The organism is Synechococcus sp. YX-04-1, assembly GCF_030546365.1.
Taxonomy (GTDB): domain Bacteria; phylum Cyanobacteriota; class Cyanobacteriia; order PCC-6307; family Cyanobiaceae; genus Parasynechococcus.
In genome coordinates, this window is sequence record NZ_JAUONZ010000001.1 from 487,852 (window position 1) to 508,912 (window position 21,061).

Here is a 21,061-nt window from a genome sequence, read left to right on the forward strand (position 1 = left end):
GAATGTGGAGGCACCACCTGCTTCTGTAGTGAGCAGGTCGGCGCCATCAGTGGTGCCGGTTTGGGTGATGGTGACACCGTTGGTGTCGTCATCGATATTTGTGACGTTGGTCGCTGCTCGTTCTGTACCGGAGTAACCGCCAGTGTTTGATGCCGTTGCGATGAGTGAGTATGTGTAGTCACCATTGGCATAGGCATCATTAACCCCAGTAACAGTGACGGTTTGAGGTGTATCCCAGTTTGCAGTTGTAAAGGTGAGAGTATCGGTATCAAGGGAGCCTTCTTGTGTTTTTAGTCCTGTAATCGAGACGGTGACATTTGCTGTCGGGGCGGTGTCAAGAACGATCGTGAATGTTGAAGAGCCACCGGCTTCTGTGGTTAGAAGATCAGTGCCATTTCTTGTCCCTGTTCGATTGAGTGTGATTCCACTAAATGTGCTGTAATCAACTGCATATCCGCCAGACCAGTTGGCGTGAACTTCACCGTCTACCCTGTCGTAATTATGATAATCATCTGGCTTTCTTTTCGTTAAATAACGTGTAGCCGTGGGCAGGTAAAAGTCATACGCAAAGGCGACTTGCTCTTCGTCTCCACCTGTGGCTCCATCAATGTTTAAGTTTGGAGATACATAGTGCGATTTGAGCGCCCACTCTTCTGCGAGATCTGCATCACCCCACCAGGGCATGGATTGAAGGATGGCGACACCCGCACCATTGCGAGCATCTCCATCCCCGTAGTACCGGAAGTAGTCATTTGCGCCATTGTCAATATGTCCTGTATGAACAATGACGAAATGATTGGCAGGCATGGAATGTCTTTTGGATCGCTTCTCTGGTTAATTCTGAGTCTTTACTGAGTGCTATCACCTCCCCCAAATGGGGGAGGTGATAAAAATGCTCGATTTGTACCAGCGGTTGCGGTGAAAAATATGCTCGATTTGTACCAGTGGTGGGTTGCTTTCTTAGAGATTGAGGTCTTGCAGGGATTGGATGGTTTGGTGGGAGTAGCTCCAGCTGCTGTAGGAGTTGTCGAAGCTTTGGTTGGAGAAGAGGTCTTGATAGGTGGCGTTGAGGGAGGTGCTGCCGGTGTCGTTCAGCCCGTAGGCGTTGACTTGAATTGTTGTTGAATCAGTTGATAGACCAGCTAGGCGATCTAGGGCGGCATTGAGATCGTTTTGCATCTCTTTCCACTGCCATTGGCCCTGATTGTTTTTGAAAAAGTGCGGGTTGCCTTTGTTGTCGTAGAGGAGGCCTGAGGTGGTGATGTCTTCTTGGCCGAGGCTTTCGGGAAGCGGAATGGCCTGGCTGGTGAGGGAGTCGGAAGCGGCGTTGGTTCTGGTGTCCCACCAGCTGCGCCGTTCAGGGCGCCCATGGAGAACGAGGGCGATGGATGTGGATTGATCGCGCCGATTAGGGTCGTTGGCTTTTTGGGTTAGGAGATAGTCGAGCCCTTCCAAGGCACCAAGCAATTCGGTTCCGGCATAGAGGTTGGAGGGGGTGCGCTTGTTGCCCCGATAGAGGTCGTTGCGATTGGGTTTGGGAAGGCCCAGTGCTTTCCAGTGGCTGTTGTTTTTGATTGAGCTGCCCAACCCTTCGCCTGCCATCTTGAGGCTCAGGATGGATTTCATCGTGTAGATGCCGCTAATGGGCTTGCTGCGCGAAAGGGTGAAGCTGTTGTGTTGAACGTGGTAGTCGTAAGTGATCAAATGAGTTTCGAGATCCTCGGCGTCTTTCCCGTCGTTGGGATTGTCGATGATGGTGTAGTTGTTGAGCTCTTTGATGGCGCGTCTGCTGGATTGCTTGGCCAGTTTTTGCAGTAATTGTGTTGATGTAATTGTGGTGTTGGTGCCGCGTCTTTGAAATTGATAGCCAGCACGTTCGGCGTCGCTTGAGAAGGCTTCAAGGGCGAGCAGCGATTGGAATTTGCGGTGGTCTTTACCTCCGCGGTGGAGCATCGATGTGGAGGTGTCGAGGAGGAGATAGAGATCGCTTTTGTTGTGGTCTTGATTGGTGATTGAAATCGATGTGGATTCTGTGCCTGCATACCCACCGCCGGGCTTGGCTTTGGCGTTCAGGGTGTAGGTGATGTCTCCATCGCGCACGCCATCGCTCAAGCCAGTGACGATCACCTGTTGGGGCGTTTTCCAATTGTCTGGCGTGAAGCTGAGGCTGCTGATGCTGAGGGAGCCTTCCGTTGCATCGAGGCCGGAGAGTTGGACGGTGACGGTGCCCGTGGGCTGAGCATCGAGGCAGACATCAAAGGATGAGGAGTCTCCCTGTTCTGTGGTGAGGAGATGTCCGTTATCGCCAGTGCTGCCGGTTTGGTTGAGGGTGATGCCTGGCGGAGCGGTTCCGATGGTGGGTGTTGGAGAAGGTGTCGGTGAGGGCGAAGGAGAAGGTGTTGGGGTGGTTGTGTTGACCGTGAAGGTGACGGAGTTATTGGCATCGGAGCCGTCGAGATTGCTGTTGCCGGCTGAATCGGAGAACTTTGAACTGGCGACAGAGATCACACCATCGGTGGTGCTGTTGTCATTGGGGGTGAAGGTGGCGGTGTAAACGGTGCTGGAGCCAGCAGTCCAGTTGGAGAGGGATCCACCGGAGACGGTGACGTCGGATTCAACGAAATCGGTGGAGGCTTCTGAGAGGGTGAAGGTGAGGGTGGCTGTATTGCCAGCGCTCAGAGAGTTATCGGCATCGTCATCGGTGATGGCAATGGTGGGTGGCGTGTTGTCAACCGTGATCGTGAGGTTCTGCATCACGTCAACGCTGCGGTAATCAGTGGAGCGTGAGAAGGATGTGGTTTCGTTTGAGTAACTCGCCCGAATGATGATGTTGTAGTTGTTGTCTGTATTGCTATCGCTTGGATTATCAAAATCTGGCGCAGTAACAAAGCTCAGGGCACCTGTTGTCTCATTAATGCTGAACAGGCTCTCGTCATCTCCACCAACAATGGCCCAGTAAGTCGACTTCGATGCGGCTGTTGATCCATTGGTGAATGTGTGGACTGCGGTATCTCCATCTTGCATGGAATATTCAATGCTGCTGTCGCCGCTGTCCCCACTTGGGCCTGTGATTCGGATCGGTAGTTCACGCAAGCTCTCGCTTGGATCAGCAGCCATATCGGCTGGCTCTGATGAAGAACTGCTATTAGCCCCAGTGTCATCAAAATCAAGGATCAAGAAATTGGTGTTATCGGTATTGAAAAAGTTCTCTGACTCGACTTTGTGAAGAACAAGGTAGTCCTTGTCTGCAGTCTCTTCGCCAGTGGTAAAGCTTCCGGAGAAGTTGCCGGCTTGAAATTGAGTAAATGCTGTTCCAGAGTCGCTGATGGACCAGGTTCCTTGGATGAAGTAGTTGGAGCCAAGGGTTAAATTATTGAGATTATCTCCGCCGTTAATAACATTGAATGTTGTGCCGGGCAGATAGAGTTGGTCGTCAATGTGGTGGAAGTCATAAATGACGTCTGTGCCGTTGGCGAATGTGATTGTTTCGCCATTGATTAATGTCGAGCTCCCCGTTAGGCCTGCCGCACTTGTCCAGATGGTTGAGTGGCTGTCGTGCTGGAAGTAGTAATCCGTAAACCCTGACTTTGCGTCTCCTGTTCGGCCTGCTTGGATGATGTCTGATCCAGGGCCACCATCCAAGAAGTCGTCTCCTTGGCCGCCAGATAAGAAATCATTGCCATAGCCACCTGTAATTAGGTCATGGCCGTTGCCTCCATGCAATTCATCATTGCCGGCATTGTCTGGAACTTCGAGGCCCTGCTGATTGCCATCACCGCGCAGGACATCTTGCTTTTTACCGCCATAAATGAGGTCATCTCCCTTGCCGCCAAATAAGCCATTGCGGGTTGCATCCCCAAGGCCGCCAACTGATCCTGCATAAATATTGTCGGCGCCACCTCCGCCATAGATCCAATCAAAGCCAGAGCCACCTGAGAGTGTGTCGGCACCTCCTAGGCCATAGATCGTGTCACCGGTGGCATGCTTGCCTTCATTGCCTCCGGTGATTGTGTCGGCATCGGCTGTGCCAGTAAGAGTTTCCGCTGTATTTGTTCCGTTGATCGTTGCGAATTCAACCCTCTTTTCACCGTCAGGTGTTTTGATGAATCCTTGATCTTGCTTCGATCTGATTGCTCTAAGTTGATCTGAATTGAGGCTTTCTGGAGTCTCTTCGATTAGCAATATTGCAAACAGTTCTCCTTCATCGCCGGCTGTATCGCTGTTATTGAGTTGTGCGTCAAGGTGATGGCCGAGTTCTTCGTTGAGAACTGCAATAACTTGAGTATTGCTCGCGTTTTCCAGCCAATGGGCGTTGAGATAGATCGAGTTATTGCTGCTGGCATAGGCGCCGACTGCCCCAGGCATGGCGCTGCCCGGCAACACCTCAATGGAGGGAAGATCCCGCGTATCACCCTTTGCGAGCCGATTGGCAATGCGGTTCAGCTGGTCCGTCGCTTGGCCTGGCTTCAGCCGTAGGGCATCAACGCCTGCTGAGAAGAGGCGCCCATCCGCTGCCCAGGTCTGCAATTGGAGCAGCCAATCTTGATAAAGCTGCTCGTCCAGCTCCACCTTCTCAGGAAACTCTCAGATCCTTCGGGGCATTATGAGCTGTTCATCCAGCACCTGAGGGGCCGAAAAGTACGCAGTTGGTGCGCTTAAAGCTTTGGGGAGGCTCGATGGCTTCGCTGGAGTGTTTCGTGGGGCAGCTCATCAAAGTGCTGCTGGTAGCGACGGGCGAAATGGCTGCGGCTGCTGAAGCCCATCGCCTCGACGATCTCGCTCACGCCATTGAGGCCTTGGTTGTGGCGCTGCTTGGGGTTGATCAGCAACTGCCGCACCCGATCCAAGCGGATGGAGCGTTGCAGTTCGAGCGGTGTGCGCTGGAAGTGTTCTTTGGATCCTTGGAACAGTGATGTTCGTGATTGAAAAATCTCGCTGCTGATCTCTTCAATCTTCAGTGGTGTTTTGGGGTGCTTGGCGCACCACTGCAGCAGGTCGATGGCCGCCTGGTGTCGTGCTTCCCGTTTGGCCATGGGCAGCGTTTCTGCTGTTGGATCTTCAAAGCAGCAGATCAGGGTCTGCATCAGTTGCTCAGATGGCTCAGTCCGCTCGCCATCGGCTTGGCCATGCATCAGAGCCATCAGGTGCTGTTGAATCTGATCGTGCAGGGGTGGTCGAACTTCGAGTTGATTGGTCGTCTTCCAGCGTTTCATCAGTAGGGGCCCGCCCGTTTGCCCATGGCGATCGAGCCAGGCCGCCTTGTTGATCACCACCGTTGCCAACTGGGCTCCAGCGGGAAGTTTGAGATCGAAATCGATCAAGCTGCGGTTGAACCCCATCAGGCCCGGCCATGGCATGGAGATGCCCTGGGCTTGGTAAGCCCCGTCGCTCTTTGATGGATCCAGGGGAAGGGCCAGGGTGCAGGATTCGGGGCGCCGCGCGCCGCTGAGGAACAGGGTTTGATTTGTGGTCAGTAGGTTCAACCGAAATCCGTCAAACCCCCAGGCCTGCGCCCGTCCCTTGAGCAGCCCGGAGCTCAGTTGCAGGGCAACCAGGTCTGGAGAGAGCGGTTGGAACAGCTTCTGCAGGTCCCCGCAACTCTCGAAGCTTGCATCGAGGAGTTTCACCGGTGCAGATGGGCTGATCCCTGCCGTGTGTTGTCGGGTCTGATGCTGCGTTCCATGCCCTGGTGTTTCAAGCGTTTCGAAAGGCTCAGGCCGCCAGGTTGCGGAAGCGGGTGAACTGTGGCTCGAAAAGCAGCTTCACCGTGCCCACCGGACCGTTGCGGTGCTTGGTCACGATCACTTCGGTGATGCCGCGGTCGGGGGTTTCCGGGTTGTAGTACTCGTCGCGGTAGATCATCAGCACCAGGTCGGCGTCCTGCTCGATCGAGCCCGATTCCCGCAGGTCGCTCAGCATCGGTCGCTTGTTGGTGCGTGCCTCCACACCCCGGCTCAACTGGGAGAGAGCAATCACCGGCACGTTCAGTTCCCTGGCCATCTGCTTTAGGCCTCGGGTGATGCGCGACAGCTCCTGCACACGGTTGTCGGAGCCCGAGCCTTCCATCAGCTGCAAGTAGTCGATCATCACCAGTCCCAGTTCCTTGCCCTGTTCGGCCATCAGCCGCCGGCAGAGTGAGCGCATCTCCAGCACGCCGGAGTTGGGTTTGTCGTCGATGAAGATCGGCAGTTGCCCCAGGCTGTTGATGCCCTGGCCCAGCAGCGGCCATTCCTCCTGTTGCAGGCGGCCGGTACGCAGCCGGCCCGCTTCGATGCCCACTTCCATCGAGAGCAAGCGGTAGGTGAGCTGTTCCTTGCTCATCTCCAGGGAGAACAGGCACACCGGCATGTCGTGCAGCTGGGCCACGTTTTTGGCCAGGTTCAGCGCGATCGAGGTTTTGCCCATGGCTGGTCGGCCCGCCACGATGATCAAATCGCTGCGCTGCAGGCCCTGGGTCATCGCATCCAGGTCGTAGAAGTTCACCGGGATGCCGGCTACTGAGGTGCCCAGTGAGCGGCTCTCGATCTCCTCAAAGGTCTGGGTGAGGATCTCGGCTGTGGGGGTGAGTCCCTTGGAAGGTTTCTCCTGGCTGATGGCAAAGATCTTCTGTTCAGCCTGATCCAGCACCTGCTCCATTGGCAGACTCTGATCAAAGCCCAGCTTGATCACTTCGTTGCCGGAGCGGATGAGCTGCCGGCGAAGGAACTTGTCCATCACCAGCCGGGCCACCTGCTCGATCGAGGCGGTGGACGGCACCCGCTCCACCAGCTCCACCAGTCGGTTGTTGCCGCCCACCTTCTCGAGGGCGCCGGTGTCGGCCAGCCAGGCACTCATGGCGGTGAGATCCGTCGGCTTGCCCTGGCCGTGCAGCATCAGGGCGGTGCGGAAGATCTCACGGTGGGCGTTCAGATAAAACGCTTCCGGCTGCAGCACATCAGCAACACGCCCGATCGCATCGGGATCCAGCAGGATGCCGCCCAGCACTGCTTCCTCCGCCTCAAGGTTCTGGGGCGGAAGCGAATCGGGCAGAGCCTCGAAATTGGGCTCGTCGTCGCGGCGGCCCTGGCCAAAACCACGGCGCCCCCCATCGTTGTTCTCTGGTAGGGGGGCGCTCACCATGGCGGCAGGGCCTGAAGCGAAGGGATCACACTCTGGCTCGAATGAGCCGTTTGAGTGTCAATTGACAGCGATCAGTAGCCGACCACTTCCAGGTTGATCTCAGCGGTGACTTCGGTGTGCAGCTTCACCGTCACGGTGTACTTACCGGTGCGGTGGATCTCAGGCACCAGGATGTCGCGGCGGTCGATCTCTTTCTTGGTGGCGGTTTCGATGGCTTCTGCCACGTCACCGTTGGTGACGGTGCCGAACAGCACGTTGTCTTCACCGGTCTGCTTCTTCACGGTGAAGCGACCAATGGTGGAGAGGGCGGTCTTGAAGTCGACGGCTTCCTGTTTCAGGGCGGCCTGACGCTCAGCTTCCTTGGCCCGGCGGTGCTCCACCTGCTTCATCACCGCAGGGGTGAGGGGCACAGCTTTGCCGAAGGGCAGCAGGAAGTTACGGGCGTAACCGGGAGCCACTTCCACCAGGTCTCCGTCCTTGCCGAGGCTGAGGACGTCCTCATTCAGAACGACTTGTACACGCTTAGGCATGGGACCGGTACGAAGGATGGAGACGGGTGCGATCGACCACGTTACGACGTGGCCTGTTGTTGAAAATGGTTTCGAGCCTCAGGGCACATAACGGGCTGTGCGGATCCGGCTGGCCAGTCCAAGCCGCTTGAGCAGGCGCACATGCTGCCAGGTGAGATCAAACTCAAACCAGCGCAAACCGTGGCGAGCACTGGCCGGATGAGCGTGGTGGTTGTTGTGCCAGCCCTCACCGAAGGAGAGCAGCGCCACCCACCAGCAATTGCGGGACAGGTCGGGGCAATCGAAATTGCGGTAGCCGAAGGCGTGGGTGGCGGAATTCACCAGCCAGGTCACGTGGTAGACGACCACAAGGCGCAGAGGGATGGCCCAAAGCACCAGGCCAATGCCACCGCCATGCACCTGGGCGGCTTCACCGAACCAGTAGAGCCCCAGGCCCAGGGGGATTTGCAGCAGCAGGAACCAGCGGTCGAGCCAGCGATAGAAGGGGTCGCACTGAAGGTCGCCGGCGTAGCGGTCGAGTTCCTTTAGGGCAGGGATGTCATGCAGCATCCATTCGCTGTGGGCCCACCACAGGCCACGCCCAGCGTCATGGTGATCCGTGGGCTGATCTGAAAAACGGTGGTGATGGCGATGCAGGCCCACCCATTCGATCGGGCCGCTCTGGCAGGCGAGGGTGCCCATCAGCACCAGGATGCGCTCAACCCACACCGGGACCACCATGCTGCGGTGCGCCACCAGACGGTGCAGGCCCAGGGTGACGCCCAGAACCGTCATCCAATAGAGAACGCCGAAGGCCACAACGCCCTGCCAGCTCCAGAAGCGCGGGAGCAGCGCCACGGTTGCAAGCACGTGCATCACCAGCATGAAGCTGGTGGTTCCCGTCTTGAATTTGCGCTGACGCGCCGGCAGGGGGTCGCGCGGTGCCATCACCGCGGCCCGTTGCCGAAGCTCGCGGGTGTCAGCTGTTTGCGAGGAAACCAAGCGGATTCTCCTTGGATTGACAAAGCCGCTCAGACAGGAAAACCAGGGAGCGGATGGTGCCGTTAGTGACAGAAATCTAAAGGAGTTGGCAAACAGCAGAGGTTCGGTCGGGTTGTGAATCCTGGCTTTGGTCAGGGTTTAGGAAGGCATGACATCCGTCAGGCAAGTGGTGATCAGTGCGTTTGCAGAGGAACTGATCGACGCGGTGGCGCGGGATCAGGCCGACCTGGCTGCAGCGAGGACGGCAGCGGTGGGGCAACGCCTGCAGCGCGTGTTGGAGGCCCTGGCGGCCGAGCGCGTTGGAACCCAGCACTTTGCGTCGCTCACCGGTTATGGCCACGGGGATCAGGGCCGTGAGGTGGTGGATCGGGTCTTTGCCCGGGTGCTTGGGGCTGAAGCCGCAGCGGTGCGCCTGCAATTCGTCAGCGGCACCCATGCCATCGCCGCTGCGCTGTTCGGGGTGTTGCGGCCCGGTGATCGTCTGCTCTCAATCACGGGCCGTCCCTACGACACCCTTGAGGAGGTGATCGGTCTTCGCGGCAAGGGCCAGGGTTCCCTGGCGGAATTCGGGGTTGCCTACGACGAAATCGATCTGCAGCCGGATGGGGCGGTCGATGAGGCGGCGTTGAGCCAAGCCCTGGAGCAGCCCTGCCGGATGGTGTTGATCCAGCGCAGCTGCGGTTACAGCTGGCGTCCGTCGGTCACGGTTGAGCAGATCGCCGGGCTGTGTGAGCGCATCCATGCCCGCCAGCCCGACTGCGTTGTCTTTGTCGACAACTGCTACGGCGAATTGGTGCAGGAGCAGGAGCCAACGGCGGTTGGGGCGGATCTGATCGCTGGATCGTTGATCAAGAACCTCGGCGGCACCATTGCCCCCACTGGCGGCTACATCGCAGGACGGGCCGATCTGGTGGAGCAGTCCTGCTGCCGGCTGACGGCGCCGGGGATCGGCAGTGAGGGCGGCACGGGATTTGACCTGCAGCGGCTGGTGCTGCAGGGGCTGTTCCTGGCGCCGCAGATGGTTTCGGAGGCCTTGATTGGCGCCGATCTGGTGGCGGGGGTGTTTGAGCGGCTGGGCTTCCCCGTGAACCCGCTGCCGGGTGCGGTGCGCAGCGATTTGATCCAGGCGGTGCGGCTGGGCAGTCCGGATGCTCTCAAAGTCGTGTGCCGTGCCTTCCAGGCGATGTCGCCGATCGGGGCCTACCTCGATCCAGTGCCTGCCTCGATGCCTGGCTATGCCTCTGATCTGGTGATGGCTGGTGGAACCTTTATCGACGGCTCCACCAGTGAATTTTCGGCTGATGCGCCGCTGCGGGAACCCTTCAACCTCTATGTACAGGGCGGCACCCATCGCGCCCACATCCGCTTGGCCCTGTCCCGTGCGTTGTGTGACCTCAATGCGGCAGGACTGATCAATCTCCCGCAGACTGGGACCACCTGAAACTGCGTCGATGGCGTTCGCGTTCCCCGACTCTTTTCGCTTCGCTGACAGCCACGAGTACGCCAATGCCGATGGTGAGCTGGTGCGGGTGGGCATCAGTGCCTTCGCCGTTGATCAGCTGGGCGACATCGTCTTTGTGGATCTGCCAGACGTGGGCGCCAGCCTGGCGAAGGGCACCAGCTTCGGATCGGTGGAGTCGGTGAAGGCTGTGGAAGACATGTATGCACCGATTGCCGGTGAGGTGGTGCAACGCAATGAAGCGGTGCTGGCCAGTCCCGAGGAACTGCAGAACGATCCCCACGGCGAGGGCTGGTTGCTGGTGCTGCGTCCGGCGGATCCCACTGAGCTCGATGCCTTGATGACCGCCGATGCCTACGGCGCCAAGGTCAACGCCGGCTGACATCAGCGCCGGAACTTCGCTTCTACGATCACCGCGTGGGCTGCTGCATTCGACGTTGATTTCTCCTTTTTCGCAGCGGCACATCGGCCCGAGCGAGGCTGAGCAAGTCCGCATGCTGAATGCCCTTGGCTACAGCGATCTGAAGGAGTTCGTCGCTGATGTCGTGCCCGCTGACATCCTCGACCCAGCATCGCCGGTCGAAGCGTTGCCGGAGGGCTGTGGGGAGGCAGAGGCCCTCCAGCAGCTGAAGCAGTTGAGCGAGACCAACACGCTGCGCCGCTCCTTGATCGGGCTGGGTTACTACGGCACAGCAACCCCGGCCCTGATCCAGCGCCACGTTTTTGAGAATCCGGCTTGGTACACCGCCTACACCCCATACCAGGCGGAAATCGCCCAGGGCCGCTTGGAGGCCCTGCTCAACTTTCAAACCCTGATCAGTGAGCTCACGGGCTTGCCGATCGCCAACGCGTCGCTGCTTGATGAAGCCACCGCAGCTGCGGAGGCCATGAGCCTCAGCTTCGGGGTGTGCCGTCGCCCTGAGGCGACCCGGTTTTTGGTGGACGCGAATGTGCTGCCACAAACCTGGGCGGTGCTGCAGACCCGCGCCGAACCCCTTGGCATCAGCCTTGAGCGGATCGACCCGGCCACGGCCCCGATTGATGCGTCCGTGTTCGGAGTGCTACTGCAGTTGCCCGGCGCCGATGGATGCCTCTGGGATCCATCAGCCGTGATCGACGCGGCCCATGCCGCTGGTGCCTTGGCCACCGTGGCCATCGATCCCCTCGCGCAGACCCTGATGGCGCCTGTGGGATCCCTGGGGGCTGACATAGCCGTGGGCAGCGCCCAACGCCTGGGGGTGCCGATGGGTTTCGGTGGCCCCCATGCCGCCTTCTTCGCCACGGTTGAGGCCTACAAGCGCCAGATCCCCGGCCGTTTGGTGGGGCAATCCAAAGATGCAGAAGGTCGCTCGGCCCTGCGCTTGGCGCTGCAAACCCGTGAGCAGCACATCCGTCGCGACAAGGCCACCAGCAACATCTGCACGGCCCAGGTGCTGCTCGCTGTGATGGCCTCGTTTTATGCGGTGCATCACGGGCCCGATGGTTTGCAGGCCATCGCCCAGCGCATTGTTGGCCTGCGCTGCCAGCTGGAGCAGGGCCTGCGAGCCCTTGGCTATCCGCTGGAGGTCGCTGATCGCTTCGACACCGTCACCGTGCACTGTCCGTCGGCACCGGCTGTGCACCGCGCTGCAGCAGCGGCAGGTTTCAATCTGCGGGTCCTGCCCGATGGCGCAGCGACGGCGGACGCCACCGGATTCGGCATCAGCCTGGATGAGCTCTCGGATCAACGGGAGCTGCAAGCCCTCCTCGCACTGCTGGCTGAGGCCTGCGGCCAGGCGCTGCCGGAGCTTGAGGCTGAGCAGCCCCCGTCCCTCTCCCTGCCGTCGCGCAGCCAACCCTGGCTGAGCCAGCCGGTCTTTCACCAGTACCGCAGCGAATCAGAGCTGATGCGCTACATCCAGAGGTTGGTGAGCCGTGATCTGTCGCTGGTGCACGGGATGATCCCGTTGGGCAGCTGCACCATGAAGCTCAATGCCGCCGCTGAGCTGCAGCCGGTGAGCTGGCCTGCGTTCGCGGCGTTGCATCCCTTTGCCCCAGCCGATCAGGCCCAGGGCTATCGCCGTCTGGCTGACGATCTGGGGCAGTGGCTGGCTGCCCTGACGGGATTTGCCGCCGTGTCGTTGCAGCCCAATGCCGGTTCCCAGGGGGAATATGCAGGGCTGCTGGTGATTCGCGCCTGGCATCGCTCCCGTGGTGAGGCCCACCGCGACATCTGTCTGATCCCCACCAGCGCCCATGGAACCAATCCCGCCAGTGCCGTGATGGCCGGCCTCAAGGTGGTCGCCGTGGCCTGCGATGACGAGGGCAACATCGATCAGCAGGATCTGGCGGCCAAGGCTGCCCAGCACGCCGACCGGTTGGCGGCGCTGATGGTCACCTACCCCTCCACCCACGGCGTGTTCGAGACCGGTATCCGTGAGATCTGCTCGGTGGTGCATCAGCACGGTGGTCAGGTGTATCTCGATGGGGCCAACCTCAATGCCCAGGTGGGGCTGTGCCGTCCCGGTGCTTTCGGTGCCGATGTCTGCCACCTCAACCTGCACAAGACTTTCTGCATTCCCCATGGAGGCGGTGGTCCTGGAGTGGGGCCGATTGGTGTGGCCGCGCATCTGGCCCCCTTCCTGCCGGGGCATCCCTTGCTGGCCGGTGCCTCATCGGCCATCGGCCCTGTGTCCGCAGCAGCGCTCGGCAGCGCCAGCATCCTGCCGATCAGCTGGATGTACCTGCGGATGATGGGGGCGGAGGCCCTGCGGCAGGCCAGTGCTGTGGCGCTGTTGTCGGCCAACTACCTCGCCCATCGGCTCGACGCTTCGTACCCCGTGCTGTTCCGAGGCAGCACCGGGCGGGTGGCCCATGAATGCATCCTCGACCTGCGCCCGCTCAAACGGGATGCGGGGATCGATGTGGATGACATCGCCAAGCGTTTGATGGACTACGGCTTCCACGCGCCCACCGTCAGCTGGCCGGTGGCGGGAACGGTGATGGTGGAGCCCACCGAAAGCGAAAGCTTGGCGGAGCTGGATCGTTTTGCCGATGCCCTCGTGGCGATCCGCGAGGAGATTCGCGCCATTGAAACCGGCTCCAGCGATCCTCAGAACAACCCGCTCAAGCGTGCTCCGCACACCCTGGCTGCCGTCACAGCGGATCAATGGGACCGTCCCTACAGCCGTCAGCAGGCCGCCTTCCCGATGGAGGGGCAGCAGGAGAGCAAGGTCTGGCCCGCCGTGGCTCGGATTGACAACGCCTTTGGTGATCGCAACCTTGTATGCACCTGTCCTTCGGTGGAAGCGGTGGCTGTGGCTGCTTGAAGCCCTGGTGTAAGGGGTTCAGAGCGTGTAAATTTTCACTGAAAACGGAAAAATTGGTTTGATTCCGTTCATCGCCCTTGCGAGTTCGGTCAAACTCTTCCACAACTGATTCGTCTGTCGGGGGACACCATGGATCGGAACAACAACAAGAAATCTGCGCTCAGCAGCATTGAAGGACCTGCCCTTCCTCAACTTCCGGACGGACTGGAATCGGCCTTCAATCGCGGCCATACCTTGTCAATTGAAGGAACCAATGTGATTCGGGTTCCCTTCGGTACCCGCCGTTCCCGTCGCAGCCGCCCGGAGCGGCCCGATCATTGGGCCACCTTGGTGATTCCTTTTCAGCCGGTTGGCGATCCCACCCCACCACCAGCAGCGGCCTGAGTTCAGGCCACGCCGATTTCAGATTCTTCCTGGGCAAGACGCCAGTCCAGCAGAGCTTTGACGTCAGCCAGTGAGCAAGTTGGTGTACGGAATGGCAGCAATCGCATCGGGCTGCGTTCCGGCCGCACCAGCCAGCTCCGGTTGGTTTGAGGCATCAAAAGAAAGCCGCGGTACCGAACCGAGGCCTCTTGGCCGTTCATGAATCCCATCGCTCTAGGGATTGTTTGTAAGTGACTCCGTCATTTCAGGGCGCAAGATCTGGTGTCTCGCGCTTGCACCAGATCTTTTCCGGTTTGCTTTACGCCAGGGCAAACAGCAGCACGTCAGCGCGTTCACTGAGGCTGATCATCTCGCGTTGTGTTGATGCATCCTGGATCAGGCCTAGGCCATCGCCCCGCCGCAGTGACTGCTCGGGTGTGCCGTTGTTGTGGAGGCTCAGCTCTCCATCAATCACCTGAATCCAGAGCGACTGCTTTTTGCCGGTTGGCAGGGCCAAGCGCTGTTGGTGTTCTGGCTTGGCGCGCCACAGGCGCACGTGCTGGGCGATTGCCATCGCTTCCCCGGAAGCACTTGGCTCAATCAGAGCCGTCCAGTTGTCGCCAACCTCGAAGGGCTTCTGTTCATAGGCGGGCGGAATGCCCAGCTGAGCAGGTTCAATCCAGATCTGAAGCAGCCTGCAAGGTGCGCCGGTTTGGTTCATTTCGCTGTGCACGATTCCGGTGCCGGCACTCATCCGTTGCACTTCGCCAGCGCGCAGAACCTCGGTGTTGCCCATCGAGTCGGCATGGGTCAGGTCCCCATCCACCATCACGGTGACGATCTCCATGTCGCGGTGGGGGTGCATGCCGAAACCCTTCCCGGCAGCGATGGTGTCGTCGTTGATGACTCGCAAGGGTCCGAAGCCCATCCAGTTCGGATCCTGATGGCTGCCGAAGGAAAAGCTGTGCCATGAGTCGAGCCAGTCCAGTTGGCTGTGAAAGCGCTCGTCAGCGGGGCGCATCACGGCTTCAGGAGTGTTCATTCTTGGTGCTGCAGTCATGGTCTGTGGGGGAGGTGATGGGTGGAGAGGTGATGGTTGGTGCTCGACTCAGAGCTTCAGAGGTGACATCTGCAGAAGTCGCTGCACCAGGTCGCTGATGCTGTCGTCCTGAGCGGGTTTGGCGTGATTGCTCAGCAGTTGCCGTCCCACGACCTGGGCTCCGAGGTGGGTGAGTTGGATGCGCAGAGACATGAGCAGTTCCATGCCGCCACTGCCGGAGAAGGTGGCCATGGCGATCGGGCGCCCGTTGAAGAGTGCCCGGAAGTCGTCTCCCGTCACCGAGAGCCAGGCAATGGCATTGGTGAGAGAGGGTGGAATTGAGCCGTTGTATTCCGGTGCGCAGACCACCCAGCGTGGTGCTCGGTGCAGCTGGTCGTGCAGGCCCGCCAGGTCAGGACCTGGCCCTACTGCCTTCACGCGTGGAGTGAACAAAGGCAGGTCGAGCTCCGTGAGGTCGATCAGTTCGGCGGTGGCGTTCTGAGCCGCTGCCGCTTGAATGAACCGTTCAGCCAGCTTCAGATTCTCGCCATTGCTTGCGGTCAAAACAATGAGATCAGGGGGCATGGAAGATTCGGTTCGTGTCTGAATCGTGCAAGTTCTCGCCTGTTTCCACAACAACGTTTGCCCGGTGTGTGCGTTCCCACCAACATCCCTCGGTTCCGTCGCGTGTGGATAACGCGCTGACGGACCTTGGGGTGAGCGTCAGGCCGCTTTCAACTCGGCTTCGCGGTAAGGAACGAAGCTGGCTTTGCGGGCGCCGCAGATCGGGCACTGCCAATCGTCGGGAATCGTCTCAAACGGGGTGCCTGCGGCGATGCCGGAATCCGGATCCCCCTTGGCGGGGTCGTAGATCACTGAGCACACCTTGCAGATCCACTTGCCCGGGATCGGTCGATCGGCTTGGCCTGCGGTGCCCTTGCCTTGCAGGGCCTCTAGAGCAACGCCATAGGTTTCGGCGTGATGCTGTTCGATTGGGGTCAGCAGGCCGAAGTTCTTGGCGGCGGTGCGGAATTGGCCGGCATGCTCTTTGGACTCGCTGCTTTGCTCGGCGAATTCCGCTTCGGCTCCACTGTCCCGGTCCTGCCTGGCCTGGGCGGCGAACTCCGGATACATCGTTGTGTATTCGTAGGTTTCGCCTTCGATCGCCAGTTCCAGGCAGCGGCTCAGGATGGCTTGCTTTTTGTCGTCGCTGAGCTGGTTGGGCTGGCTGACCACCAGTTCAGGATGCAGCAGGCGGAAGTGCGCAAAGGCGTGCTCCGTTTCCTGCGCTGCGGTGTCGCGAAACAACTTGGCCAGGTCTTTATGGCCGAGTTGTTTGGCTACCTCTGAAAAGAACAGGTATTTGCGGTTGGCCATGCTCTCGCCGCCGAAAGCGGCCTCGAGGTTGGCGTGGGTGGAAGGCTTGGAAATGTCCATCGATGGCACTAGGGATCGTTCCATCAGCCTAGCTCTAACTCATAGTGGGTATGAGTTAGTCAAGGGGTTCCGGTGGCGGCTCAGGCTGCTAGCTCAGTAGTTGGCGCCGCTGCGGCGTTGGTGCACTGCGGTGCTGCCCTCCGCATCCAGCACACCGCCGTGATCCACTTCGGCGTAAATCAGCCAGTGGTCGCCGCATTCCATCCGCTGGCTCACCTTGCCGTCCAGCCAGGCCAGGGCATCCGGCAGCAACGGTTGTTCGGCGGGGCTGGTCTCCAGCTCAAGGCCTGCAAAGCGATCGGCACCGGGTTCGAACGGTTGCAGGAACTGCTTCATCAGGGTGGTTTCGCGCCCTTCGGCCAGCACGTTCAAGGCGAAGCGATCGCCCTTGTGCAGCAGCGCTTCCACGGCACGGTCCTTAGCTACGGCCACGGTGATGCCGGGGGGATTGAAGCTGGCCTGGCTCACCCAGCTCGCCACCATGGCGCCGCTCAGATCGGCTTTGCGTGTTGTGAGCACGCAGAGAGAGCCGATCACACGGCCCAGCGCCAGCACGGCTGGATCGCTGCGGCTTTCGCTCAAGCCCCCCGCACTGCGCCGTTGCGCCCGTTTCTGGCTTTGCAGCAGCTGGCGGGCGAAACGGGTGCCGGTTTCCTCCAGCTCCTTCACCCGGGCGGCATCCGGACTGAATTTCACCCGGATCGGCTCGAAGCCAAAGCTGAAGCCGCCATCCCGCAGCTTCGTTTCCAGCAAATCCACCGCCTCACCGCTCCAGCCGAAGCTGCCGAACACCCCCACGGGTTTGCTCCGATCCCCTTCCGCCAACAGGGTGCCCAAGGCCGAGACGATGGGTGTGGGGGCATGGCCCCCCAGCGTTGGTGAGCCGATCAAGACGGCGTCGGCCTGCTGGATCGTGCTCACCAGTTCATTGGCGGGGGTGAATTCGCAGTTCAAGCTGCTCACCCGGATGCCGGTGCGGCTGACCCCGCGGGCCAGGGCATCGGCAATGGCTGCGGTGTTGCCATAGGCGCTGGCGAACAGCAGGGCCACCGTCAGGCTGGCGTTCTGCTGACCTTCGCCCCAGCGGCGGTAGTCATTCAGCAGGCTGCGCCAACTGGCTTCGATCGCCGGCCCATGGCCCGGTGCGATGGTGCGGATGTCGAGCTCTTCGAGCCGTTCCACCAGGGCATCCACTTGGCGGGCCATGGGGGCCATCAGGCAGTCATAGAAGTGACGGCGCTCTTCTTCGGTGCTGCTGCGGTTGCTTTCGGCCCAGCTGTCCGTGCAGAGGTGAGCACTGAAGAACTTGTCGCTCATCAGAAGGCCCAGGCTTTCCTCGAAGGCCAGCAATCCGCCTGGCCAGCGGGGGGTTGGGGCTGGCAGCAGCATCAGGCTGCGCTGATGGCTGAGCGCAAGCGTTTGCTCCTGGCGGATGACCCGCAGGGGCGGCAGGTCCGGCAGTGGTGGTTGCTCGCTCGTCTCACTGGGAGGGGCCGGCTTGCGTTGGCTCCATAGCTCCTCGATCAGCTTGGCGCCGGGGTTGGAGACGATCAGTTCCAGGCCGGCATAGGCCTCCGCCAGATCCCGCAGCAGGGCAACGCGGTTGGGGTTGACGTGGCCCACCACCACCAGCAGTGCTTCGCTGCTGGGCAGGGCTTCGGCAAGCACCGGTAGAAAAGCCGCGCTGTACGCCACCCCCGGGGGGTGGACCAGCACGGCAGGGGCGCCATCTCCGGCCTCGAACAACACACTGTTGGCGGTGCTGCCCCGCTCCAGGGCGTACTCCAGTTCGAAGCGGTGCCGTTGAGGGCTCAGACCGCGCAGACCAACGACCCCATCGTCGATCGGCAGCTGGATCGTGCGACGCGTGGTTGCGGTGCTGGTCACGCTCATCTTCGAAGCCAGTTGAATGTAGGCGCGTTGTTGATGGGAGCAGAAGGGCTGTGGCGCAGAGCGTTGTTGTTCTCTCCTCCCAGCTGATCACCACCCTTTCGGCACTGGCCTATCTGCGCTGGAGAGGGATCCGGGGCACCCAGCTGGAGGTCGTATCGCTCTATCGCGACGACCTCAGCCATTCGGTCACAGCCTTCCAGCCGCTGCTGCAGGATCTTGCGGCCCGGGATGGACATCACTGTCGGTTCATCGCTTGGGGCAGTGTGTTGATCGAGCCTGAGCAACGGGCGTGCAGCCTGTTGCTGCTGCCGCGGTTGGACGATCGCGAAGGACAGCAGATGCTGCACGATTACCGGGCCTCAGAAGTGGTGGAGCTGGGGGAATCGATTGGGGTGGAAACACGCCTGTATTCAGAGAAAGCACAGCGCAAACGGATCAGGGCACTCGAGTTGGTGCGTCGTTCCCAAGCCATGGCTTCGGTCCGTTTGGATCCGCTGGTGCCGTTCGATCGTCCGGTGGAGCCGTTGCGGCTTCGGGAGATGCTCAACATCTGCGCCAGTTTTCGGAGCGCTTTCGTCGATCTCGAAGCGATCCATGGACCGCCGTCATCGGGGGTGCTGCTCTGCTTGCCCTATTTGAGAGTCCCCAAATGGCTCATGCGCTGGCGGCTCTTGGGTCGATCGTTTGGCTGGCGCCGGGCGCCAGGGATCGAGAACCGGACCTATTTCAAGCGCGCCATTTGTGCCGCATTACGACCTATCCCCGCGAATGCGCCGTTGCGGGTCCAAGCCCATCCCAAGAACAAAACACACCATGGCTTGATCGAAGGGTTGTTGGCCTCGCTGCGGCCAGGCAGATCCTGGGAGCTGCTCCCCGCCAATGAACCTCTGGAGGTGCGGCTGTTGCGCAGATGGCCTGAGGAAGGGAGTCAACGATGGCCTGTGTTGGGTTTCGGCACCAATCTCTTGGCTGCAGCGGTGTTCCTCGCGCCCCATCACCGAGCTGTTGGCCACTGCAAGCCAGCGGAGCCGGGTTGGTGGCGCCGCTGCTCAGATCCTTGGCTCAACCGTCGTGAATGGCGGAGGAGCCAGCACGTGGGCGCCCTGCTGAGCAACCTGTTGGATGCTCTAGATCAGCTGAAAGCTCAGTAGTGGTTGCCCACCTTGCGGTGATGCACTGCCGTGCTGGCCTCGGCATCGGCCACGTTGCCCTGTTCCACCACGGCATAGATGATCCAGTGGTCGGGGCCCTCCATCCGTTGCTCCACATGGCAGCCCAGAAACGCCAGGGCATCGGCGAGCACCGGCCCACCATCGGCGGTTCCTTCCAGAACGTTCACCCCAGCAAAACGATCGGCACCGGGGGGGAAGCGCTTGAGGAAATGACGCATCAGCTGTTGGTGGTTGTCATCCCTTAGAACGTTCAGCACGAAGCGATCGCCCACCTGCATCAGGGCTTCGATCGCACGGTCTTTGGCGACGGCGATGGTGAGGCCCGGTGGGGTGAAGCTGGCCTGGCTCACCCAGCTGGCCACCATGGCGCTGCGGCGTTGTGACTCCCCCTCCCCCTGGCTGGCAGTCACCACATAGAGGCCACCGCTGATGCGACCAAGGGCTTTGTCGAGGTCGCCATCGAGGCTCTTCATCGCCGCGATCGTCTTCTCTTTGGTCAGCAGCTGTCCGAGGTCAGTGCCGGACTCCTCACAGCGTTGGTAGTCGCTGCCCTGGGGCAGCTGTTTGATCCGCAGCGGGTTGAAGGCTTGTTTCTGCCCCTGGCTGCGCAGTTGATCGGCGATGGCATCGATCGGTTCGTCGTTGCCGCCGAAGGCGTCGTACACCCCCACCAGTTGCTTGATATGCAGAGCTGCCAGCAGGGTGCCGATGGAGGCCTGGAGATCCGGCTCGGGTTCCGCGGGCCAGGTTGGCACCACAACAGCCTTGGCATCACCGATCAGGGCGGTGAGTTCCTGGGGGTCGGTGGCCCGTAGATCCACCAGCTGCACCTGGGCATCCGCTTTGCCGATGCCGTGGGCGATGGCCTGGCTGATCCGATCGGAGAAGCCGTACTGGCTGAGGTAACAAACGGCGGCATAGCTCTCGCCCTTGCTGCGCTGGCCGCTCCACGCGCGGTAGTCGCTGATCCAGTGGCTGAGGTGATGCCGCAACAGCGGCCCATGACCCACCGCAATGGTGTTGATCTCGGGCAGGCCATCCATGCGCTTGAGGGCCTGCAGCACGCTGCGGGCATTGGGGCCCATCAGGCAGTCGTAGTAGAAGCGGAAATCAGGAGCGATGGCGCCGGGATCGGCGTCGAAGACGTCGTCGGAGCAGTAGTGCAGACCGAAGGCGTCGCAGGTGTAGAGGATGCCTGTGCCGTGATCAAAGGAAAAGATCGTGTCCGGCCAGTGCAGGTTCGGAGCACTGAGGAATTCGAAGCGGTGCTGGATGCCGCTGTCGGGGTTGGTGCCGAGATCCAATTCCTCGCCGGACTTCACCGCACGGGATTTGAACGGCCTGTGCACCTGGTCCTGCAGGAACTGCAGCGCCACCTTTGAGCCCACGATTTCGATCTCGGGATTGAGATCGATCAGGTCACCGATCAGACCGGAGTGGTCGGGTTCGGTGTGGCTCACGATCAACACATCGATCGCGGTTGGATCGATCTGCTCCTTGAGCAGGGGGATCCAGGTGTCGCGGAACTTGGCGTGGCTGGTGTCGATCAGGGCGTTGCGTTCTCCCCGCACCAGAAAAGCGTTGTAAGTGGTGCCGTTGCGCAGGCCGAATTCGATGTCGAAGCGGCTGCGGTCCCAGTCGAGGGAGCGAATCGTGGTGGTGTCGGCAGCGATGGCTTCGCACTGCAGCGACAGCTTCGGAGCAGCGGGAGCAACGACCATGAAACCGACCGTGACGGAAGTCGACTCTACGGAGATTCA

General features: G+C 60.4%; 17 protein-coding genes. 5 read left to right on the top strand and 12 right to left on the bottom strand.

Annotated features, from left to right (window positions below):
* The 6 genes from Q3Y53_RS02490 to Q3Y53_RS02515 all read right to left on the bottom strand — a co-directional run.
* A partial coding sequence (locus Q3Y53_RS02490; protein ID WP_303532432.1) for a hypothetical protein occupies positions 1 to 807 on the bottom strand: 807 nt, incomplete at its 3' end.
* Between the two features lie 153 nt (positions 808 to 960).
* On the bottom strand, positions 961 to 4,569 hold the full coding sequence (locus tag Q3Y53_RS02495) for an Ig-like domain-containing protein (protein WP_303532433.1): 3,609 nt from the start codon (positions 4,567 to 4,569) through the stop codon (positions 961 to 963).
* A gap of 86 nt (positions 4,570 to 4,655) precedes the next feature.
* Complete coding sequence (locus Q3Y53_RS02500) at positions 4,656 to 5,627, bottom strand: helix-turn-helix transcriptional regulator (RefSeq protein WP_303532434.1); 972 nt, start codon at positions 5,625 to 5,627, stop codon at positions 4,656 to 4,658.
* Between the two features lie 85 nt (positions 5,628 to 5,712).
* On the bottom strand, positions 5,713 to 7,119 hold the full coding sequence (dnaB, locus tag Q3Y53_RS02505; protein ID WP_186514254.1) for a replicative DNA helicase: 1,407 nt from the start codon (positions 7,117 to 7,119) through the stop codon (positions 5,713 to 5,715).
* Positions 7,120 to 7,190: 71 nt separating this feature from the next.
* On the bottom strand, positions 7,191 to 7,649 hold the full coding sequence (rplI, locus tag Q3Y53_RS02510; protein ID WP_226424584.1) for a 50S ribosomal protein L9: 459 nt from the start codon (positions 7,647 to 7,649) through the stop codon (positions 7,191 to 7,193).
* A 78-nt stretch (positions 7,650 to 7,727) separates the two neighbouring features.
* Positions 7,728 to 8,630 carry a fatty acid desaturase gene (locus tag Q3Y53_RS02515; protein ID WP_226424583.1) on the bottom strand — a complete coding sequence of 301 codons (903 nt, stop codon included), beginning with the start codon at positions 8,628 to 8,630 and terminating at the stop codon, positions 7,728 to 7,730.
* A 148-nt stretch (positions 8,631 to 8,778) separates the two neighbouring features.
* Between Q3Y53_RS02515 and Q3Y53_RS02520 the strand changes: the two genes are divergently transcribed.
* The 4 genes from Q3Y53_RS02520 to Q3Y53_RS02535 all read left to right on the top strand — a co-directional run bounded on the left by Q3Y53_RS02520 (position 8,779) and on the right by Q3Y53_RS02535 (position 13,781).
* Positions 8,779 to 10,071: a methionine gamma-lyase family protein gene (locus Q3Y53_RS02520; protein WP_226424582.1), complete on the top strand. Its 1,293-nt coding sequence runs from the start codon at positions 8,779 to 8,781 to the stop codon at positions 10,069 to 10,071.
* Positions 10,072 to 10,081: 10 nt separating this feature from the next.
* Positions 10,082 to 10,471 carry a glycine cleavage system protein GcvH gene (gene gcvH / locus Q3Y53_RS02525; RefSeq protein WP_303532435.1) on the top strand — a complete coding sequence of 130 codons (390 nt, stop codon included), beginning with the start codon at positions 10,082 to 10,084 and terminating at the stop codon, positions 10,469 to 10,471.
* Positions 10,472 to 10,526: 55 nt separating this feature from the next.
* Complete coding sequence (gcvP, locus tag Q3Y53_RS02530) at positions 10,527 to 13,397, top strand: aminomethyl-transferring glycine dehydrogenase (RefSeq protein WP_303532437.1); 2,871 nt, start codon at positions 10,527 to 10,529, stop codon at positions 13,395 to 13,397.
* 129 nt (positions 13,398 to 13,526) lie between these two features.
* A complete protein-coding gene (locus Q3Y53_RS02535; RefSeq protein WP_226424579.1) occupies positions 13,527 to 13,781 on the top strand; it encodes a hypothetical protein in 255 nt (84 codons plus the stop codon).
* A 2-nt stretch (positions 13,782 to 13,783) separates the two neighbouring features.
* Here the strand turns inward: Q3Y53_RS02535 and Q3Y53_RS02540 are convergent, their stop codons facing one another.
* The 5 genes from Q3Y53_RS02540 to Q3Y53_RS02560 all read right to left on the bottom strand — a co-directional run bounded on the left by Q3Y53_RS02540 (position 13,784) and on the right by Q3Y53_RS02560 (position 18,129).
* Positions 13,784 to 13,990 (bottom strand): hypothetical protein, encoded by a 207-nt coding sequence (locus Q3Y53_RS02540; protein WP_011365459.1) that lies wholly within the window; start codon positions 13,988 to 13,990, stop codon positions 13,784 to 13,786.
* Between the two features lie 89 nt (positions 13,991 to 14,079).
* Positions 14,080 to 14,802, bottom strand: a complete 723-nt coding sequence (locus Q3Y53_RS02545) for a pirin-like bicupin family protein (RefSeq protein WP_303532443.1) — start codon at positions 14,800 to 14,802, stop codon at positions 14,080 to 14,082.
* A gap of 66 nt (positions 14,803 to 14,868) precedes the next feature.
* Positions 14,869 to 15,384: an NADPH-dependent FMN reductase gene (locus tag Q3Y53_RS02550; protein WP_303532446.1), complete on the bottom strand. Its 516-nt coding sequence runs from the start codon at positions 15,382 to 15,384 to the stop codon at positions 14,869 to 14,871.
* Between the two features lie 138 nt (positions 15,385 to 15,522).
* On the bottom strand, positions 15,523 to 16,236 hold the full coding sequence (locus Q3Y53_RS02555; protein ID WP_303532450.1) for a rubrerythrin family protein: 714 nt from the start codon (positions 16,234 to 16,236) through the stop codon (positions 15,523 to 15,525).
* Positions 16,237 to 16,329: 93 nt separating this feature from the next.
* On the bottom strand, positions 16,330 to 18,129 hold the full coding sequence (locus Q3Y53_RS02560; RefSeq protein WP_303532453.1) for a diflavin flavoprotein: 1,800 nt from the start codon (positions 18,127 to 18,129) through the stop codon (positions 16,330 to 16,332).
* Between the two features lie 50 nt (positions 18,130 to 18,179).
* Here Q3Y53_RS02560 and Q3Y53_RS02565 point away from each other — a divergent pair, with 50 nt between their 5' ends.
* Entirely contained in the window at positions 18,180 to 19,280 is a 1,101-nt protein-coding gene (locus Q3Y53_RS02565) for a hypothetical protein (protein ID WP_303532456.1), read from the top strand.
* Here the strand turns inward: Q3Y53_RS02565 and Q3Y53_RS02570 are convergent.
* Positions 19,274 to 21,022: a diflavin flavoprotein gene (locus Q3Y53_RS02570; protein ID WP_303532458.1), complete on the bottom strand. Its 1,749-nt coding sequence runs from the start codon at positions 21,020 to 21,022 to the stop codon at positions 19,274 to 19,276. The genes Q3Y53_RS02565 and Q3Y53_RS02570 overlap by 7 nt on opposite strands.
* Between the last annotated feature and the right edge of the window lie 39 nt (positions 21,023 to 21,061).

Bases quoted from the DNA above. Each gene is read 5' to 3' on its own strand.
- Q3Y53_RS02550 (WP_303532446.1), bottom strand. From the start codon at position 15,384: ATGCCCCCTGATCTCATTGTTTTGACCGCAAGCAATGGCGAGAATCTG.
- gcvH (WP_303532435.1), top strand. From the start codon at position 10,082: ATGGCGTTCGCGTTCCCCGACTCTTTTCGCTTCGCTGACAGCCACGAG.
- Q3Y53_RS02520 (WP_226424582.1), top strand. From the start codon at position 8,779: ATGACATCCGTCAGGCAAGTGGTGATCAGTGCGTTTGCAGAGGAACTG.
- Q3Y53_RS02545 (WP_303532443.1), bottom strand. From the start codon at position 14,802: ATGAACACTCCTGAAGCCGTGATGCGCCCCGCTGACGAGCGCTTTCAC.
- Q3Y53_RS02535 (WP_226424579.1), top strand. From the start codon at position 13,527: ATGGATCGGAACAACAACAAGAAATCTGCGCTCAGCAGCATTGAAGGA.
- rplI (WP_226424584.1), bottom strand. From the start codon at position 7,649: ATGCCTAAGCGTGTACAAGTCGTTCTGAATGAGGACGTCCTCAGCCTC.
- Q3Y53_RS02560 (WP_303532453.1), bottom strand. From the start codon at position 18,129: ATGAGCGTGACCAGCACCGCAACCACGCGTCGCACGATCCAGCTGCCG.
- Q3Y53_RS02570 (WP_303532458.1), bottom strand. From the start codon at position 21,022: ATGGTCGTTGCTCCCGCTGCTCCGAAGCTGTCGCTGCAGTGCGAAGCC.
- Q3Y53_RS02540 (WP_011365459.1), bottom strand. From the start codon at position 13,990: ATGGGATTCATGAACGGCCAAGAGGCCTCGGTTCGGTACCGCGGCTTT.
- dnaB (WP_186514254.1), bottom strand. From the start codon at position 7,119: ATGGTGAGCGCCCCCCTACCAGAGAACAACGATGGGGGGCGCCGTGGT.
- Q3Y53_RS02555 (WP_303532450.1), bottom strand. From the start codon at position 16,236: ATGGACATTTCCAAGCCTTCCACCCACGCCAACCTCGAGGCCGCTTTC.